General features: G+C 43.4%; 13 protein-coding genes. 6 read left to right on the forward strand and 7 right to left on the reverse strand.

Annotated features, from left to right (window positions below):
* Positions 1 to 13: 13 nt before the first annotated feature.
* The 3 genes from prpF (at position 14) to J4N44_RS07465 (ending at position 3,959) form a co-directional block, all read left to right on the forward strand.
* Positions 14 to 1,201: a 2-methylaconitate cis-trans isomerase PrpF gene (prpF, locus tag J4N44_RS07455; protein WP_252045033.1), complete on the forward strand. Its 1,188-nt coding sequence runs from the start codon at positions 14 to 16 to the stop codon at positions 1,199 to 1,201.
* A 240-nt stretch (positions 1,202 to 1,441) separates the two neighbouring features.
* The gene (locus tag J4N44_RS07460; RefSeq protein ID WP_252045034.1) at positions 1,442 to 3,322 is read left to right on the forward strand and encodes a propionyl-CoA synthetase; all 1,881 of its coding nucleotides are present in this window, start codon (positions 1,442 to 1,444) and stop codon (positions 3,320 to 3,322) included.
* Positions 3,323 to 3,482: 160 nt separating this feature from the next.
* The gene (locus J4N44_RS07465; RefSeq protein WP_252045035.1) at positions 3,483 to 3,959 is read left to right on the forward strand and encodes a GNAT family N-acetyltransferase; all 477 of its coding nucleotides are present in this window, start codon (positions 3,483 to 3,485) and stop codon (positions 3,957 to 3,959) included.
* A 113-nt stretch (positions 3,960 to 4,072) separates the two neighbouring features.
* Here the strand turns inward: J4N44_RS07465 and J4N44_RS07470 are convergent, their stop codons facing one another.
* Together J4N44_RS07470 and J4N44_RS07475 are read right to left on the reverse strand one after the other, a co-directional pair.
* Positions 4,073 to 5,119 carry a Solitary outer membrane autotransporter beta-barrel domain gene (locus J4N44_RS07470; protein WP_252045036.1) on the reverse strand — a complete coding sequence of 349 codons (1,047 nt, stop codon included), beginning with the start codon at positions 5,117 to 5,119 and terminating at the stop codon, positions 4,073 to 4,075.
* A gap of 759 nt (positions 5,120 to 5,878) precedes the next feature.
* Positions 5,879 to 6,820, reverse strand: coding sequence for a CorA family divalent cation transporter (locus tag J4N44_RS07475; protein ID WP_033007670.1), 942 nt, complete (start codon positions 6,818 to 6,820; stop codon positions 5,879 to 5,881).
* A gap of 428 nt (positions 6,821 to 7,248) precedes the next feature.
* Between J4N44_RS07475 and J4N44_RS07480 the strand changes: the two genes are divergently transcribed.
* Positions 7,249 to 8,682 (forward strand): bifunctional NUDIX hydrolase/phosphatase PAP2 family protein, encoded by a 1,434-nt coding sequence (locus J4N44_RS07480; RefSeq protein ID WP_114320900.1) that lies wholly within the window; start codon positions 7,249 to 7,251, stop codon positions 8,680 to 8,682.
* A 54-nt stretch (positions 8,683 to 8,736) separates the two neighbouring features.
* Here the strand turns inward: J4N44_RS07480 and J4N44_RS07485 are convergent, their stop codons facing one another.
* Complete coding sequence (locus tag J4N44_RS07485) at positions 8,737 to 9,546, reverse strand: Cof-type HAD-IIB family hydrolase (protein WP_009696940.1); 810 nt, start codon at positions 9,544 to 9,546, stop codon at positions 8,737 to 8,739.
* 164 nt (positions 9,547 to 9,710) lie between these two features.
* On the opposite strand from J4N44_RS07485, the gene queE reads away from it, so the two are divergent.
* Together queE and queC are read left to right on the forward strand one after the other, a co-directional pair.
* On the forward strand, positions 9,711 to 10,361 hold the full coding sequence (gene queE, locus J4N44_RS07490) for a 7-carboxy-7-deazaguanine synthase QueE (protein WP_029789727.1): 651 nt from the start codon (positions 9,711 to 9,713) through the stop codon (positions 10,359 to 10,361).
* Positions 10,362 to 10,375: 14 nt separating this feature from the next.
* Positions 10,376 to 11,074, forward strand: coding sequence for a 7-cyano-7-deazaguanine synthase QueC (gene queC, locus J4N44_RS07495; RefSeq protein ID WP_005451968.1), 699 nt, complete (start codon positions 10,376 to 10,378; stop codon positions 11,072 to 11,074).
* Here queC and J4N44_RS07500 read toward each other — a convergent pair.
* From J4N44_RS07500 to J4N44_RS07515, 4 genes are all read right to left on the reverse strand, one after another.
* Positions 11,031 to 12,998: a GGDEF domain-containing protein gene (locus J4N44_RS07500; RefSeq protein ID WP_252045037.1), complete on the reverse strand. Its 1,968-nt coding sequence runs from the start codon at positions 12,996 to 12,998 to the stop codon at positions 11,031 to 11,033. The two genes, queC and J4N44_RS07500, sit on opposite strands and share 44 nt — an antisense overlap.
* Before the next feature lie 191 nt (positions 12,999 to 13,189).
* Positions 13,190 to 13,543, reverse strand: coding sequence for a DUF2750 domain-containing protein (locus J4N44_RS07505; RefSeq protein WP_005451971.1), 354 nt, complete (start codon positions 13,541 to 13,543; stop codon positions 13,190 to 13,192).
* Positions 13,544 to 13,649: 106 nt separating this feature from the next.
* On the reverse strand, positions 13,650 to 14,270 hold the full coding sequence (locus J4N44_RS07510; RefSeq protein WP_005451972.1) for an OmpA family protein: 621 nt from the start codon (positions 14,268 to 14,270) through the stop codon (positions 13,650 to 13,652).
* 2 nt (positions 14,271 to 14,272) lie between these two features.
* Entirely contained in the window at positions 14,273 to 15,583 is a 1,311-nt protein-coding gene (locus J4N44_RS07515) for a TolC family outer membrane protein (RefSeq protein WP_009696936.1), read from the reverse strand.
* Positions 15,584 to 15,727: the final 144 nt, after the last annotated feature.

The following is a 15,727-nucleotide window of genomic DNA, read 5'->3' on the forward strand; positions in this document are numbered from 1 at the left end:
AACGGAGCAAGATATGGATAGCAAGATGCAAAACCAAATCAAAGTCCCGGCGACTTACATGCGCGGCGGTACGAGCAAAGGTGTGTTCTTCAACCTTGAAGATTTGCCACAACCAGCGCAAGTTGCAGGGGAGGCAAGAGACAAACTGCTACTTCGTGTGATTGGTAGCCCTGACCCGTACGCAAAACAAATTGATGGCATGGGCGGCGCGACTTCCAGCACCAGTAAAACTGTGATTGTGTCGCGCAGTGAGCGAGCCGATCACGACGTTGATTACCTGTTCGGACAAGTATCGATAGATAAGCCATTTGTCGATTGGAGTGGTAACTGTGGCAACCTTTCTGCTGCAGTCGGACCTTTCGCCATTCATGCAGGGTTGATCGACGAAGATCGTATTCCTCAAAACGGCATCGTTACCGTTCGTGTATGGCAGGTAAATATTGGCAAAACCATATTGATTTATGTGCCAATCGTAAATGGTTTCGTTCAAGAAACAGGGGAGTTTGAGCTTGATGGCGTGACGTTCCCTGCGGCAGAAATTCAAGTTGATTTTGTCGACCCTGCTGATGGTGAAGGCAGCATGTTTCCAACTGGCAATCTAGTAGACGATTTGGTCGTGCCAGATGTTGGGACGTTCAACGCCACCTTTATTAACGCAGGCATACCGACGATCTTCATTGATGCAGAAGCACTTGGCTACCAAGGCACTGAGCTTCAAGATGACATCAATAACGATGAATCTGCTCTTGCGAGGTTTGAGTCCATTCGTGCTCATGGCGCGCTAAAAATGGGGCTTATTGATTCGCTCGAAGAGGCTCAAACACGTCAACACACGCCTAAGATTGCGTTTGTTTCCCAGCCTAAATCCTATTTATCGTCGAGTGGTAAAACCGTAGAAGCAGGTGAGGTCGATATTCTCGTCCGGGCTTTATCTATGGGTAAACTTCACCACGCGATGATGGGAACCGCAGCAGTCGCCATTGCCTCGGCGGCATGCGTCCCGGGTACTCTAGTCAATTTGGCGGCTGGTGGCGGAGAGAAAGAATCTGTCACGTTTGGGCATCCATCAGGAACGCTTAAGGTGGGTGCGAAAGCCAAACAAACAGAACAAGGTTGGGTGGTTGAGAAAGCCATCATGAGCCGCAGCGCGAGAATACTGATGGAGGGCTTTGTGCGTGTTCCCTCCAATGTCTTTGAATAACACAATTGCATGGTAGTGATACTTATACCAACCACATCAATTATTTGATGGTTCTTGCTTGTTAAAACCGCTGATAACTTCGTTAAACCTATTTCTTAGTTAAAGAAGGTGTAGGTAGAGCAACTAGCTAGCTGCAATCTTTGCCTTGTTCTAAGCGGTTTTACCTACGCAATCTTCTGAACATCTAATGAATGCGATTGGTATTAAAAAGCAATGTCAGGACATACTGGAGGAAGCAATATGTCTGCATATCAAAAAGAATACCTTTGGGCACAAAATGAACCGGAAAACTTTTGGCGTGCTCAAGCTGAAAACATCGATTGGTTTGAAGCGCCAAACACCATCTTACAAGCTGACGAACGTGGGATTGAACGTTGGTTTCCTGATGGTGTATTGAACACGTCGTGGCTCGCATTGGATTATCATTGCGAGCAAGGAAGAGGCGACAAAACCGCACTGATTTATGATTCGCCAGTGACGGGGCAAAAACAAACATACAGCTATCAAGCTCTGCGCGACCAAGTGGCAAAGATCGCGGGTATGCTTTCTAACCAAGGCGTAACCAAAGGCGATCGTGTGGTCATCTACATGCCGATGATCCCAGAAGCGGCAATGGCGATGCTGGCGTGTGCTCGATTGGGGGCGATTCACTCGGTGGTGTTTGGCGGTTTTGCCCCGAATGAGCTTGCCGTTCGAATTGAAGATGCGGAACCCAAAGTCATCATGACGGCGTCTTGTGGCATCGAAATTAACAAGGTGATCCCGTACAAACCAATGGTTGATAAAGCCATTATGGACAGCCGTTGGAAGCCTGAGAAAGTCTTTGTTCTTCAACGCCCGCAGTGCGAAGCCGAACTTAACCTTGAACGTGATTTAGATTGGCTGCAAGAATACGCGCAAGCTTTGCCTCATGCGTGTGTCCCTGTGCTAGCGACAGATCCTCTTTATATTCTGTATACCTCTGGCACAACAGGGAAACCAAAAGGCGTGGTGCGTGACAATGGTGGTCATGCCGTGGCGATGAAATATTCGATGACGTCAATTTATAACATCCCTCAAGATGGTGTGTTCTGGGCAGCATCGGATGTGGGCTGGGTTGTTGGTCACTCCTATATTGTGTACGCGCCGTTGATTCATGGCTGTACAACTATTCTATTTGAAGGCAAACCAGTGAGAACACCGGACCCGGGTGCATTCTGGCGTGTTTGTGACGAATACAAAGTAGACGTGCTTTTCTCCGCGCCAACCGCTTTTCGTGCAATTAAGAAAGAAGACCCAGAAGGCGAGTTCATTAAGCAATACGACTTGTCCAATCTCGACTCTATCTTTATGGCAGGCGAACGCCTTGATCCACCAACGCTAGAATGGGTCGAAAGCAAAGCAGATAAGCCGGTCATTGACCACTGGTGGCAAACGGAGACCGGATGGGCGATCGCGGGCAATCCGACCGGTATCGAGATGATGTCGGTAAAAGCAGGCTCTGCTACCAAGCCAATTCCTGGCTATCAGGTCGAGATTCTCAACGAAATGGGCATGCCAGTAGGAGCAAATCAGCAAGGTTTTGTGGCATTGAAACGCCCATTACCACCAAGCTGTCTACCAACTGTCTGGCGCAACCATGACCGCTTTGAAACCGGTTATCTAAGTCAATTTCCGGGTTACTACGTATCGGGAGATGGTGGTTACTTAGATGAAGAAGGTTACCTGTTTATCATGGGTCGTATTGATGACGTTATTAACGTTGCAGGCCACCGTCTGTCTACTGGCGAGATGGAAGAAATCGTTGGTGGTCACCCTGCGATTGCAGAGTGTGCGGTAGTCGGTATCCACGATGAGTTAAAGGGTCAGCTACCGCTTGGTTTCGTGGTTCTCAAAGATGGTGTGAAGATTGATGATCTAACGCTAGAAGGTGAGCTGGTGGGTAAAGTGCGCAACGAGATTGGTGCTGTGGCTTGCTTTAAACATGCGCTGGTTGTGGACCGTTTGCCAAAGACACGCTCAGGCAAAATTTTGCGAAGAACCATTCGTCAAATAGCCGATGGTGAGCAATACGTGGTGCCATCAACCATTGATGATCCATCCAGTTTAGGCGAAATCGAACGAGTGCTTAAACGTGGCTAGTTAAGTACGATTTTAATTAAGCACGATCTTAGATTAGCTGCGACCAATCGTAAATATCGAAGCCTCTTGCTTTGTCGGCAAGAGGCTTTTGCATTCCTGCTTGCCTAATCTCGTGTTTAAACACACACTATATGGATTCCTGTTTTTGGCTTCTTTTCCTATGTCTACTTTTGTAATCAAACCAGCGCTTTTTGACGATCTTGAACAACTCAATGATTTGATGTTCGAACTGCATGATGAGCACCATATCCAATCTCCAGAGCTGTTTAAAACCGCAGAAGAAATCGAACAAGAAAAGAGTATTGCTCGCTATCTCGATAATCCTGAATGTTTGGTGTATATCGCTAGAGTAGAGGGTGAGATCGTCGGCTTTGTATCTGGGCATTTCTGCGAGCTTATTTCTACGGTTAGTAAACCTGTCATGATGGGAAGCGTTGATGAGCTATACGTCTTACCCGAATATCGTAAGCAAGGTACCGCGAAAGCTTTGATTGAAAAGATAGAGGCGACATTTGTTGATTATGGAGTGAAACAGATGTTTGTTGAGGTTTGGGACTTTAACCAGACAGCGATTTCTCTCTATGAGAACCAAGGTTTTGGGCATCATATTCATTGGTTAAGAAAGTCGTTAGCATAAAGCTTGGAAGTATGGTGTTTAAGGAAATGCTAACCCATACATTCAGCACAGGTGGAAGTAAGGCTATGATCAGTATCGTTTTTTACAAACCGTCAACGGTAAAATAATAGCGTTTATTTATTAAAGTAAAGCTGGATACTGCCACCTCTCAGGCTCGAACCAAAGTTTAAATTTACACCTACGCCAAAGTTGTCTACCCAATCAAAAGGTTTTGGCGAATAAAACAACCATCCTATAGAGGCTTCGTAATAATGAGGGCTACCGAGTTCATTGTTTAAATCACGCGATAAGTCGACTCTTTTTATCCCACTAAACAAAGCTTGCTTGCCGTGGTAGATGTTGTAGTAACCTGTGACTTCATTAGACAGGTACCATCCTTTCGGATTGCCTATGTTACCGTTATTTGCGCTACCCCAACTACGACCAATAAATGAATTTAATGTAGAGCTCACATGCCATTTACCCCAGTTAGTTGGTTGCGTGTACTTGGCTTTAACTGACGGCTGGATAATAGCAGACCATGCAGAAACATTTACAGCGCGTCCGTCTAGGAATTTTCCAATGATGAATGACAGAGCATTGTCGGTGGAGAAGGTGTTTTCATAACGCATGAGGTGTGCGGTAGCTCTGGTGCTAAGTGTGATCTTCTGGTTTGCTTTATGTATGTAGCCATATCCGATCGATGTACCGTATGTGCTTTCTTTTAAGGTATCTTTGCTTGTATCGAATAGTTTCAGATCATACTTCGTTTTTATCGCGAAGGCTTTAAAGGATAATTCGCGCGAATCTTCGCTATCCTCTATCTTAAAGTTGGTTGTGTAAGGTAAGACATAAACGGACTTGTTTCGCCGTTCATTGACTGATTCCTCGGTCCCAAGTTCTGAATTGGCGGTATCAAACAACGAATTGGGGTCAAAGTCTCCAATACCAAAAGCGATTGCATCGGTATCGGACAACAAGACAGCCACAGAAAAGCGTTGTTGGAGGAGCTTACTGATATCGTTGTCCAATGAGTCGGCTTGGCAAGAGGTATTGAAGATGAAACCAATGGATAGCGTGGTAGTGATTGCGAACCTACCATTTAGCTTTTTAGTGTGAGTGCTGCTTCGATTAACCGATACTTTCATTGGGTTAGATTTAGTCATCCATTTTTCTGTCATTATATGATTCAAGTTCAATGAACTATTAATGAGATCAAATGTTTTAGTTGTTGCAATTTAATATTAGGCGTAAAGATGCAGAATGCACCAGAAAAGGAAAGAGTCGTGAACACATATATATGAACTCTTTGAGAGTCGTCGTACTCTAATCGGTTGCGAGGTTCCGCAAGGTGGGATGTTATAAAGCATCTGTAAAGTCTGCTGGATGCTTACCAGCTCTTCATGTTCGTAGGCTCAATACGATAAGGATGTAAAAGAGAGGGGCTCGTACCTTATTTCTCCCCCCTTTCACGGTTGGACTGAAGTAGTTTTGATCTTACTCAACGAAGCTGGAACGCTTTTTCATAGAATGCATTTGGCTCATGTGATTAGCTAACAGGATTATTATGAATAAGAACTTGCTCAAAGCGCTGTTGCTGTTTTTCTTGATGACAGGTTCGGCTCGTGCAGAAGTTATTACTGTTGGTAGTGTTAATCCTAGCCTTTACGAAGATACCTGTCTTAGTGCTGTATTTGGTTTCTGCAGTTTCGATGTTCGAAAGCGATTGGATCTTAATTCGGATGCGAGTCGTGGAGAGATTACGAAAGCTCCATGGGGTAGGGTTCATATACATTGGCGTGCGCGCTTAAGTCACATATTCAAATAACGAGGCTTTGTTCATTCATCTTTTAATTGATGTGATACCAAGCCTCTGTATTCAAACGGTTAGGGGCTTTTTACCGATTGTACATAGTCAGCGTTTTGTGATTGTTGGATTGTTACTCATGCTTGCTAGTGAAGCCTAAGTACTTTAGTAGAATCACTTCTAGCCCAAAAATTACACCAAGAGCCACGCAAAACCATGTGAATGCCGTAGCAGAGTCTACACCAGGCATGCCACCGATATTGATGCCCAGTAAGCCAGTCAAAAAACTGGTTGGTAGGAATATGGTGGCTACTAAGGTGAATAGGTAGCTATTCTTGTTAGTCTTTTGTTCTCGTCTATGTCTGATTTCTTCTTGAAACAATTCAACCTCGCCAAGAAAGAAGTCGATTGTCTCATTGATCCGGATGATGTTGTTATGTGCAAATCGATATTGGTGTGTTCTTGTTGCGACTAACGGTACGTCAGACTCTATCAAATCTCGAATTGCGTATTGTTGTGGGCGTATAAATCGCTTTATTGATATCAGTGCTTTTTGTGCGGATATGTGATTATAAGTTGATTCATCACTTACATCGAACCCATTTAACGTGTTTTCAATAAAGTCTAAATAGGTATCAATTTTTCCATTAAGTCCATCGATTACGTGGTTTAACAAACTGGCTAAACTCTGTGGTCCCTTTTGTTCTGCGAGGGCTTCTCTGATATCCATGATTGCTCGAGATGGGGTTTTACGTGTTGAGATTAATGCGCCGTTGTAATAAAGGATTCGGATACTGAGCATGTCTTCTGGTGAAGCGTTGGCATTCATATTGACTCCGCGCAAAATGAGCAAAAAGTTCTCCCCATCTAATTGATGGAAAGAGGGGCGACTCTCGTCTGCAAGTAGATTGTCTATTGTTGCTCGTGGTATTGCGTTGAGCGATAGCCAATCTCGGATCGCGAAGTGTCCTCTTTCGCAGTGATACCAATGATTAGTTTCTATGGTGTCAGTTGAGTTTTCTTTTTTAGTTGGTCTTTCATTCGAAAAATCCCAATGTTCGATCATGAAACTCATATTTGCGTCCTTGTCATGGCGGAAAGAATATTTGCGTGTTTTCTCATAATCAGTTATCAGCAGCATACCACATATGTTTTTTTCGCAGTGTCTCTCCATGGGAATACAGTCGAGATTCCTTGTAATGAAGATCAGGGCGTAAGAGGTTATTTTATCATTGATCATAAGCGCTCTTTTGTTGTGTCATTTCTGAGAACGCGTAAAATCCATATAAATTACCCTGACGTTAAATTAATATAACTGGCAAAATTGCAGCCAATGTTTCGAGTTATGTCTGATTTCTGTCAGAATTATTTTGAAAAGTATCATTAAGTCTTTTTTGACATGTTCGCCAAATGTACAACTGGTTACTTAATTTATGTCGAAAAATATTGGCAACCCTGCCATCATGACGGTGTGATTCTTCTCTCTTTTAAAGGTTGTATTTTGTGCTGAGACAGTTGTTTTTTCTCATCCTGTATTCCATTTCACTGTTTGTTTCTCCTTTGTCTGCCGCGAATCCTCTTCCAGAAGATGTGAAAGGGGCGCTTTGTGTTGTTCGCGCAGATAACAAATTAGTATTAATCCACGAGATATTAACGAATAAAATTTCCCTTCCTGGTGGCACCATTATTCAAGGTGAATCGCCTAAACTTGCTGCGCAGAGAGAAACGTGGGAAGAAACCGGTTTAGTTGTTACTGTTGGTGAAGAGTTAGGTAGAACAGATACTGCTGTTTTCTTTGATTGTGTATCGGATTCAGACGTAATTGCGTTTTCGATGACCAATAAAATTGATGGTAATGAGTTACCTATCTGGTTTGCTCCTCATTATGGCGTTGAAGTCGCTTCTGCGATGCTAGTGAGCCCGAGTAACATGTCAGCCTCTTTGTACCGTTATCCTGAGCAGTGGAAAGATGTAGGCGAGTTCTACACTAGAGCGACTGAACAACCTGTCGTTTATGTTGAACAGTTAATTGAGTCAGCGCCCAATTTCCGTCAACTGGAGTTGTCTTGGATGATGGATCTACAGAGTTGGGTAGGTTCGCTTTCATCGAGTAGCCGTAATACGGCGTGTGAAATCGCAGACCTAATTACGAGTTTGAGCAATCCAACATTTTTGTTGTTCTTGTTTCCATTCGTGATGATGCGTTTCGATAGTCGTTTTGTATATCGGCTGTTCTTTGCTGTTACCGCAACTTCGTTGATGACTCTCGTGGCTCAACAGGGGTTCTCACTACCAAGACCGCATGTATATGTACCAATGGCAGAGTTAACTCAAAGCTTTGGCTTTAGTTTTCCAAGTTTGCCGGTAGCGGTGTGGTTTTGTGTGATGACGTTTATGTTCCAAAGAACAAATACCTTTGGTCTAAACCGAATCACATTGCTTGTTGCCCTTGTGACTTTGACCGTACTGGCTTGTAAGTTCTTCCTTGGTACTGCATTTATCCTAGATATGTTGATTGGTGCTTTGTTGGGGTCTTTGGTTGCATGGCATGTGCTCCGACTCGAAGGCAACCCCGATGTGGACGTAGACAAGTTACTGAGTTCAAAAAGTGTTTGGTTTACGATGACTGCGATTACCGCAGTGATTTCTGTCATTTGGCCGTTGCCCGTATTTACTAGCTGGTTAGCGATTCTGATTACTGCGTCAGCGCTGGTGATGACCTTCAAAGAGTCAGAAATACGTTTTGACCGTCAACAGATGTTGTTTGTGATTCTGGCGTTATTGCTGGTTGAGCAATTGTATCTTTACTTGAGCACAACGGTTTCATTTAGCGGATTTTGGTCTTTGGTGTTTAGCACCTTCCATTATCCTCTATTGATGCTGACATTTATTGTGTTAGCGAGAAAACTAACGTGTAAAAACAAGCACGCAGAGTAATAAAAAACCTCGCTTAATAGCGAGGTTTTTTAATTGGCGTTTACTTCAGATTTGTTAAGCGTTCAAAACGAATTTCTCAATAGACTTTGCTACGCCGTGTTCATCGTTGCTCTCAGCGATGTAGTCTGCGATTTCTTTTGTCTCTTCCATCGCGTTTGCCATTGCAATACCAAGACCCGCATATTGAAGCATGTGATGGTCGTTCTCGGCATCGCCCATACAAATCACTTCTTCAGCTTTGATGCCTAAGTATTCTGCGATTGCTGAAACACCGATGCCTTTATTACTTGATGGATTCAAAAACTCTAAGAAGAACGGTGCGCTTTGTACTACGGTGAATTCTTCTCTTAGATCTGACGGTAGCGCTGCTATCACTTCGGTAAGTTTGCTTGGCTCTGCAACCATCATCGCTTTGATGATGGCGTGATCATCAGAAAGTGACTCGAAGTTCATTTCAGTGACATCAAGACCATTAATTTTTGCCTCGATATCAGTGTATGGGTTGTTTTCTTCAGTAATTAAACCGTGTTCTTGACTGAATGCATGAACGTACGCCCCAAGTTCTTTTGCTTTGCGAGCGATTTTCTTTGCTGCTTTACCATCGATGATTTGCTGGTGGATGATTTCATTGGTGCCAATGTTCTTCACCATAGAACCGTTGTAATACAGTACAAAGTCTTTATCAGAGTTGATGTTCAACTCATCCAATTTGTCTTGCATACCCTCAAGAGGGCGACCTGATGCAAGTACAACGGTCACACCTGCTTCACGAGCCTTAGTGATGGCTTGCTTGTTCTCTTCTGAAATTACTTTGTCGCTGTTTAGCAACGTACCGTCCATATCTAGGGCGATCAGTTTGTACATCTTTACTTACCTTAAAAATTGGGAACTCGTGTATGAAACTACAAAAAGACCTATTTTAACAATTTATTTTTGGTTTAAATTGACCTGAGTGCGCCTCTCCATTAAGGTCTTCGCCTCGAAGTATTATGAGTTGAGTGAGTTCTACGTTGTATAAGCTAAATGAGATGTTTGAAACCATCCAAGGGGAAGGGGTTTTCACTGGTGTGCCAGCAGTTTTCGTGCGTTTGCAAGAATGTCCGGTAGGATGCTCTTGGTGCGATACAAAGCAAACTTGGTACGCAGAAGAGAAAGACCAACGCCAGATTGGCGATATCTTGGTGAAAACAGAGGACTCCCCAACATGGTGTTTCGCTTCAGCACAAGACATCGTAGCAGAATACAAAAAGCAAGGCTTCAATGCTCAGCACATTGTGATCACTGGCGGTGAACCCTGCATTTATGATTTGCGTGATTTAACCGCAGCATTTGAAGATATGGGTTGCCAGTGCCAAATTGAAACCAGCGGCACTTCAGAAGTCGTTACTTCAGAAAATACTTGGGTGACCGTGTCACCTAAAGTTGCGATGAAAGGTAAATTGCCTGTACTTAAAAGTGCGTTGGAGCGCGCAAATGAAATTAAGCATCCTGTTGGCACACAAAAAGATATCGATCATCTTGATGACTTGCTTACGATGGCCGATATAGACTCAAAAACCATCATCGCTCTGCAACCAATTAGCCAAAAGCCAAGAGCAACACAGCTTTGTATTGATACTTGCGTGGCACGTAACTGGCGCTTGTCAGTTCAAACTCATAAATACTTAAGTATTGCTTAAGCTCGGAGAAAAAGATGAAAAAAGCAGTTGTTGTTTTCAGTGGTGGACAGGACTCTACAACATGTCTGGTTCAAGCGTTAAAAGAGTTTGATGAAGTACATGCAATCACATTTGATTATGGTCAACGTCATAAGTTAGAGATCGAAGTTGCGGAAAAAGTAGCAAAAGATCTTGGTGTTGCTGCTCATAAAGTCATGGATGTAGGTCTTCTGAACGAACTAGCAATCAGCTCTTTGACTCGCGATGACATTCCAGTTTCTCATGAACTTCAAGAGAACGGTTTGCCGAATTCATTCGTTCCGGGTCGTAATATTTTGTTCCTAACGCTAGCTGGCATTTATGCATACCAAATTGGTGCTGAAACCGTTATTACTGGCGTGTGTGAAACCGACTTTAGTGGTTACCCTGATTGCCGTGATGACTTTGTGAAAGCGATGAACAGTGCTTTAGTAAAAGGCATGGACCGTCAGTTCGACATCAAAACACCGCTGATGTGGCTAAATAAAGCGGAAACATGGGCGTTGGCAGATCAGTACGATGCGTTGCAACTGGTCCGTGAAAGTACTCTAACTTGCTACAACGGCATCATTGGTGATGGCTGTGGTGATTGCCCGTCTTGCGAGCTGCGCAAAGCGGGCTTAGATGATTACCTGAATAACAAAGACACTGTTATGCAGTCGTTGATTCAAAAGCAGAAAGCGGAAGATCAATAGGCTCGTTATAAGCATCAATCACGGCATCATGCCCATTTCTTTTTGATTGATACAAAGCTTGGTCTAATATCGAATACAGCTCATCAAAATTACTAAGTGGTTTTGATGTAGAGAGATAGGCCAAGCTTGCTGTGACATTGACCGAATGACCGTCGTCTGTTTTTATCTGCTTTTCTGAGATGGTTTTGTGAAGGCTTTGAACACGAAATGGCACATCAATTTCATCCACATTCTTTAGTAACAAGATAAACTCTTCTCCTCCAATACGCCCCAGATATTCTCCTTTATTTAGTTTAGATTGAAGTGACTTACTGACTTGAGTTAGGACTAAGTCGCCTACTGGATGCCCGTATTTATCGTTAATCAGTTTAAAGTTGTCTAGGTCGAATAGTGCAAGTACGTAGCGCATATCATCTGGCGCACTGATCGATTGAGAACGGATTTTCTCGATGATTGAACTCCGATTCAGGGAGCCTGTTAACTTGTCTAAACGAGATTCCATCTTTATTTTTCGTAGAGCAAAGAGTGCGACCAACAAAACAGCGAGTAACACAAATACTACAAAGTTGTACGCTCGCTGTTGCTCGGCAAGCTTTTTAAGCTCAAGCAGTTTTAAGTTACGTTCGTTGTCAATTTTTACGAGTTGCAACTCATATTCATATTCACTTTTCGTTAGGTCTAGCGCTTCGATTGCTTTTACATTGTTGGCATCTCGGTTTGCTAACTCCAACGTTGCGTACTCGCGGTAGTGGGATAGAGCTATTTCATACTCATTCTGTTGTTGGAAGATTTGCGAGAGTAACAATTGAGATTTTGATTGCAACGCGGTCGTTGAGTTCTTGTTTGCCAACTCTAACGCGGCATTCGCGTGTTCTAGTGCTTCTTTCAACATGCGGTGTTTTAGGTAAGCGAAGCCTGCCGCCAAGTGACTTTCAGTTTGTAAGCGTTCGTTTTCGTACTCTTTGCCCAACTCTAAAGCGTTTTTAATATGGGGAACGGCGCTTTTTAAGTCACCAGAATCGACGTAGGCAGAACCAAGCCCAAGATAAGTTAGTCCCTTGCCGTATGGGTAATTCAGTTCTTCGAGTAGTGTTAGCGCATTCTTATAGTGACTGATGGACTTCTCGTAATCTTTAGATTTGTAATACATGGATGCCAAGCTATGTTCCACTTGAGCTACTTCAAGAGGTGTGGCTTCTAATTGTCGAGCAAGTAGTGCTTGAATTAGGTACTGTTCAGATTGTTCGAATTGACCTAGTTCACTCAGCAAATTACCTACATCGTTATAAACACCTGTGGGGTCGCTTTGCGCTGGCATTTCATTAATGAGTCGGCGGTACAAGCTAAGTGCAATATCGTATTCGCCACGGAAGTCGAAGTTGTTTGCGATTACACGCAGCGCAAGATCTGCAGGAATACTCTCTTTGTGGTCGTTAGTTAAGTGGTTATTAAGCGATGAGCAGAAAAAGTTAGCCTTGTGGTACTGACCCTGTTGATTGAGGGTGTAGCAAAGCTGGTAGTTCATTAACGCTTTTGTTTCTATATCTGCGCGCTGTTTAGCACTTTGCAGTAATGAGGTGAACAAGTTTACTGCAGCGTCGTAGTCACCCTGTTTGCGTTCTAACAGTGCTTGAATGTACTTTGATTCCAACTTTGCAAAGTGATTTTCCAGAAACTGACTGCTACCAAAGTAAGGCTGGTTGATATTCGACATGTATTCGTAAATCAAACCACTGACGTAAAGCTTCTCACTATTAGAGTCGGCAGTGTGGTATCTGTCTTGAAGCATGTGGAGCGCAGATTTGGAATTTGTTTTCATTGTAGCTAGATAAACAGAATGCCATTGAGTGATGCTTTGAGTGTCACTTGCGTTTGCTTGACTGCCTAATAGGAGAGACGCAAGCAAAGTAAGCAGCGTACGCATAGTGATGTAACCTTATGTTATTGCTATGTTGTTTGTTCAGTATGATATACCAATTGGGAGTGAGTCATTGTGACAAAAGCCGAAGGGTATAGATAGTGGGGTGATGAAAACTATGCGCTCGGTCGAGCTTTACATCGAAAAGGTAAGTAATAGAAAAGAAGACCCCAGCACGGTGCTGAGGTCCTAGGGAATTAGCCTACGTATAGCTTCGCTAGATCTTGAGGTTCAACCTCTTTACCTTCTAGCTGTGCATTCCAGTTTGTGCCAACAAGAACGCCGTCTTCTGCAAGAGTTAGTAGCCAATCTTCAACAAAGATATCTAGTGGGATTTCTAGTACTTCGAAATCTGCCCATTCTTCAACGTTGTGTGCCTGCGCATCTTCTTTAGATGACCAGAAAGGCATGACTTCGCTGTTTTCGAATTCAGTTGAATCGCAAGATAGCCAACCTTCTTCATTGCGTAAACCCCAAACTAGTTGGTTTTCTTTAGTTTCAGCAACGAAAAGGTCAAGGTTTGCTTGGATATCTGATGTAAGTTTGCTCATTTCAAAACTCTCATTGTTATGACGCGAGTAGGTTAACACTAAAGTGCCGATTCCAAAAGCATAATACGGTTTAACAAGGTTGAAAAACAAAAGGAGCCGAAGCTCCTTAAAGTGTGTTCTCTGGAAGGGTGGTAAATATTGTCCACTCTTTTTTAATTTCACCTTTGTAGCCTACAACAGAGGCCGTTACACGACGGTTAAGTGCGTGGCTCACTTCGTCTGTTCCTTGTTGAGCAAGGTGAGTATCGCCATAGCCAACAATTCGAACGCGATCTGGTTTGATACCGTAACCTAATAACGCAGAGCGCACTTTATTTGCTCGACGTTTTGATAGGTCTAAGTTATGAGAAGCGCCGCCTACCTTACTCGCATAGCCATGTAGCTCGATAGAGGTTGTCGGGTATTCTTTAAGAAACTCAGACAATTGGCGAATCTGGCGATGGAATACAGGGTTAATTTCATCAGAGTCGTTGGCGAACAATACACGGACTTGCATTTGTTCAGACGACTTTATGTACTCACCGCAACCATCATTGTCGATCTCTGACGTTGCCGGCGTATCAGGGCAAAGGTCCCTTGCGTTAATCACACCATCATCATCGTCATCTTGTAGGTCTGCAATTTGCTGAGCATTTGGTGTTTGCATGTATTCATACTCGTCTTCCGCAAATGCTTGGTTTGCTGCGACGATAAGACCCAACGAGAAAAGAATCTTTACTGCTTGCATAATTAGTACTCCACCTTCTGATTCCACTCAGTTGGAACATCAACGCGAAGCGCATTCAATAGTTGACCAGTCGCATTCATCACACGGTATTTGGCGTATTGTTCTGCGTACTTCGCATCCAAGTAGTCTTTGCGAGCTTCAAACAATTCGTTTTCTGTGTTCAATAAGTCTAGTAGGGTACGTTTACCAATACGGTATTGTTTTTCGTACGCAATAACTGTCTCAGAAGCTGAATCTACGTGATCGGACAAAAATTGTTTCTGTTGTTGTGTCAGATCCAGTGCGCTCCAAGAAAGGCGTAAACCTTCTTCTACATTTCGATATGCGCGTTCACGTAAGTCTTTTGCTTTGTTCAACTGGTAGGCGAAACTTTCGGCATTTGCAGAGTCACTGCCACCATTGTATAGGTTGTAACGCATACGCAGCATCGCTGTTGTTTCATCACTGTTTCCTTCGACACCAGCTGCGTCATCACGCCATGTTTGCGAAGCTTCTACGGAAACTGTTGGGTAATAGTTACCTTTAGACTGTTTGTACTGGAACTTAGCCGAATCAACATCCGCTTTTGAAATCTTAATCACTGGGTGAGAATTAAATGCCAAATCAATCGCATCATCTACTGTGTAAGGAATGAAGTTTTGATCTGCGCGAGGGAAGATAAGTCCTTGCGGAGCTTGACCTACAAGACGTGTGAAGATCGTGTGCGTATCAAACAAATTGTTCTGAGCAGCTACCAAGTTACCGTGTGCTTTAGCTAAACGAGCTTCTACTTGCGTTAAGTCCGCTGTTGAACCAATACCTGAATCTACACGTTTCTTGATATCTTGATAGATTTTCTTATGCACTTTCAGGTTATTTTCAGAAAGCGTCAGTACTTCATAGGCTTTAACGGCATCCAGGTAGACTTTAGCTACCTCTAATGCTTTATCTTGAGCATCTGCTAATAATTGGTAACGAACGGATTCAGCATCCGCTGCAGTACGGTCAATGTCGTTAAGCGTCGCTGAACCATCCCAAATAAGCTGGGTTAGCGTAATTGTCGCTTCTTTTCGCGTTAAATCAGTAGACTTACGATTACTCTCTGCTGGGTTTATCCCTTCATATCCGACGCCTGCATCTAGGTCGACAGAAGGAAGATAAGCACCGCTCGAGGCTTCATTCACATACCGCTTACTTACGAATTCATTAAACGCACTTTTGATGTCTGGGTTGCTAATAAGTGTATTTTCAACCGCTTGCTCAAGTGTTTGTCCGAAAGCAGGGCTAACGGCAAGCACACCAAAGCATATGGCGTTGGCACGAGTCCACTTCACTTTGTTTCTCCTAGATTTAGTCATGTCTGAAGGCGAGAAATTGTTCTTATAAATAGGGACAACTCTATAGGCGTCAATAATCTAACGCACAATGCTATTAACAATCAACTATGTGACTAGTTGCTATAATTAATGTTGGATAAT

This window comes from Vibrio sp. SCSIO 43155 (assembly GCF_023716605.1).
GTDB classification, from domain to species: Bacteria; Pseudomonadota; Gammaproteobacteria; order Enterobacterales; family Vibrionaceae; genus Vibrio; species Vibrio harveyi.